1 protein-coding gene is annotated in these 466 nt (G+C 65.5%); it reads right to left on the bottom strand.

Features of this window, described 5'->3' with window-relative positions; all coding sequences use genetic code 11:
• Positions 1–347 (bottom strand): hypothetical protein (locus ADK54_RS16220; RefSeq protein WP_159047779.1); only part of this gene is annotated, 347 nt, incomplete at its 3' end.
• Between the last annotated feature and the right edge of the window lie 119 nt (positions 348–466).

The following is a 466-nucleotide window of genomic DNA, read 5'->3' as shown; positions in this document are numbered from 1 at the left end:
AGCGCGAGACCGGCGACACCGAGCCCGTACCGGATGACGAAGCGAACGGCCAGCAGACCGAGCGCCAGGAACCGGGTCCGCTTGTTCTTCCACAGCGACTTCATGTACCGGATCCGGGCCCGAAGAACCGTGAACGCCAGCACGATCTGAACGATCGCCACCACCGGGATCAGCGCGTACAGGATCGGGTAGGCACGGGCGATGTCGAAGATCCCCGCGAAGAGACCCACCAGCGGGAAGTACCAGTTCGGCAGCCCCTTGAGCACAACACCCTCGGCAACGGCCCCCTGAACCTCGACCTCGGCGCTGACCTGAACCGGCATCTCCATCGCAACCGTGGCGCTCATGGCGTTCCCCTCACCCTTTTCCCACCGACCGCCGGCCCCTTGCCGACACCACTGATACTCCCGTCGGGGAGGGGCCCCACGGCAGAGCGAAGAATCCCGACTCCCGCAGGACAAATGTC

It is taken from the genome of Streptomyces sp. WM6378 (assembly GCF_001279695.1).
Taxonomy (GTDB): domain Bacteria; phylum Actinomycetota; class Actinomycetes; order Streptomycetales; family Streptomycetaceae; genus Streptomyces.
The sequence above is the reverse complement of the archived record's forward strand: the minus strand, read 5'-3'. Positions and strand labels throughout refer to the sequence as shown.